General features: G+C 67.1%; 2 protein-coding genes and 1 pseudogene. 2 read left to right on the forward strand and 1 reads right to left on the reverse strand.

The annotated features are described in order from the left end of the window. Nucleotides 1-231 precede the first annotated feature (231 nt). Nucleotides 232-1004 (forward strand): annotated as a pseudogene (locus ABZ193_RS43495) (IS5 family transposase). A gap of 29 nt (nucleotides 1005-1033) precedes the next feature. On the opposite strand, the gene ABZ193_RS43500 reads toward ABZ193_RS43495, so the two are convergent. Next, complete coding sequence (locus tag ABZ193_RS43500; RefSeq protein WP_354714680.1) at nucleotides 1034-1855, reverse strand: methyltransferase domain-containing protein; 822 nt, start codon at nucleotides 1853-1855, stop codon at nucleotides 1034-1036. Between ABZ193_RS43500 and ABZ193_RS43505 the strand changes: the two genes are divergently transcribed. Beyond that, nucleotides 1827-2246 carry a MerR family transcriptional regulator gene (locus ABZ193_RS43505; protein ID WP_354714682.1) on the forward strand — a complete coding sequence of 140 codons (420 nt, stop codon included), beginning with the start codon at nucleotides 1827-1829 and terminating at the stop codon, nucleotides 2244-2246. The genes ABZ193_RS43500 and ABZ193_RS43505 overlap by 29 nt on opposite strands. Nucleotides 2247-2428: the final 182 nt, after the last annotated feature.

A 2428-nucleotide genomic window follows, 5' to 3' on the forward strand; every position in this document is an offset into this window, starting at 1 on the left:
TTGATGTCGCAATCCACACCGAACCCGGAGGTCCTCACCCACATCAAGATCATCCTCAGCGTGTCAGCCCATCACCAACGTCCCCGAACAGCACACCTAGGGCCTGTATCGAAGTGGTCTCGGGCGAGCTGGGCAGCAGTTGGTGCTGTTCAGCGTGTTGATCACCGGGAATGGGTGAGGTCTCCGGTAGTTGGTTCGTCGACCAAGAAAAACCTGAACACCGGAGACCTCGTGGACACCTTAGCGGTGACGAGGCGGTTCGACCTGACCGACGAGCAGTGGGCAGTGCTGGAGGCGTTGCTGCCTGTGCTGTCGCGGCCGGGTCGGCCGTCGTTGTGGAGCAGACGGCAGCTGGTCGACGGGATCCGGTGGCGGGTGCGCACCGGTGCGCCGTGGCGGGATATGCCGGCGATGTATGGGTCCTGGTCGGCGGCCTATGCATTGTTCCGGCGCTGGCAGCGCGCTGGTGTCTGGCAGGCGATCCTGACCGCACTGCAGGCTGTGGCCGAGGCGGCCGGACGCATCACCTGGGACGTCAGTGTGGATTCCACGATCGCGCGGGCGCATCAGCATGCTGCGGGTGCCCGGAAAAGCCGTTGTCGATCGTGCTGACCGCCGGGCAGCGCGGCGATAGCCCGCAGTTCATTCCGGTCCTGGCCGGGATCAGGGTGCCCCGGCCGGGCAGTGGGCGGCCGCGGACGCGTCCTGATCGGGTGCTGGCGGACAAGGCTTACACCTCAAAGGCCAACCGGGTACACCTGCGTGATCGTGGGATCAAGGCGACGATCCCGAGCAAGGCTGATCAGGACGCGCACCGCAAGGCCAAGGGGTCAAAGGGCGGTCGGCCACCTGCGTTCGACCCCGAGATCTACAAGCAGCGTCATGCGGTGGAGTGCGGCATCAACCGGCTCAAACGCCACCGTGGGGTCGCCACCCGCTATGACAAGCTCGCCGTCCGCTACGAAGCCACCGTCCACGTCGCAGCGATCAACGAATGGCTCTGATCGACTTCGATACAGACCCTAGGTGAGCCTCACGGGCGCGTGGCCGAGGCCAGGAACATCGGCACGGCGAGGAACATCCGCCCATCATTCGCACGGCGTTGCTGCTCCTCGAGCCAGACCTCGGCTTGATCAGCGGAGACCGCACCCGACGCAGCATCGCTGTGGGCCAGCCCGGCGACGATGGGCAGCATCGCGGCATCGGTCAGCACAGCCGTGTGCACCTCGACGTTCACCTCGGTGAACCCCTGGTCCAGCAACAGGTTGCGGTAACCACGGGCCGCGCGCGGACTGGGGACGGTGTCGGCGCGAGCCTGGACGAGGGTGCGGGTCAGAACCGGATCAGCGGAGTCGATCACGAACGTCTCCCAGTCCTGGCCCAGCAGGACGATCCGGCCGCCTGGTGCGAGGACGCGCCAGGCTTCACGGATGGCGCGCTGCGGTTCGACCACCTCGTGGAAGACCTTGTCGGCCCGGTACCCCGCGAACGCGCCGTCCGGCAGCGGTAGCGCTTCGGCCGTCCCCTGGTCGAACTCCAGCTCGGGCCAGCGTCGGCGCGCGGCGGCCAGCATCGCGTCGCTGGGGTCGAGGCCGATACAACGGACCCCGAGGTCCGTGAGCTCGGCGACCGCGCGGCCCGCGCCGCAACCCACATCGACGAAACGGGCACCAGGCCGTGGGTGCAGCAGCTCGTAGGTCCGGCGCCGCAACTCGGCGGCTCCGGGCAGGGCGTCAACGGCGTCGAGGATGGAGATCAGGCTCGCGATGGGGTCGGCTTCGCTGGTGTTGGTGGACATGCTCATCAGGGTCCGACTTAATGTCCACATGAAGTCAAGCGACGCGACGATGAGCATCGGGGAGATCGCAGCCCGGTTCGGGCTGGCCACGCACGTGCTGCGGCACTGGGAAGCGACCGGGTTGCTCAATCCGGCCCGGGCAGGCAGCCGTCGCCGCTACGGACCGGACGACCTGTACCGCGTCGCGGTGATCATGCGCGCCAAGGAAGCCGGTCTCGGCCTGGACGAGATCCGGGAGATGATCACGTCGTCCGACCCGGCGCGGCGCCGGGCCGTGCTGCGGCGCCGACGCGACGAACTCGCCGAACGCATCGCCCGCGCCCAGGCCTCGCTCGACCTGATCGAGTGCGCCCTGGATTGCGAGCACGACGACTTCACGAGCTGCCCGCACTTCCAGGCCGTCGTGTCCGAACGCATCGCCCTCGTCGGCGAGGACGCACCCGGGTAGATCTGGATCATAAATTTACCCCCGGGGGGTACTTGCGCGACCAGCCCCGCGAGGTTTAACTTCTCGGCTATACACCTACCCCCTATTGGTATAGGAGACCGAGATGAGAACCGACTCCCGCCGCTGGTGGGCCCTGGGGTTCCTCGCGCTCGCCCAGTTCATGGTCATCATGGACACCTCGA

The organism is Amycolatopsis sp. NPDC006125 (assembly GCF_040614195.1).
Classification (GTDB): domain Bacteria; phylum Actinomycetota; class Actinomycetes; order Mycobacteriales; family Pseudonocardiaceae; genus Amycolatopsis_E; species Amycolatopsis_E tucumanensis.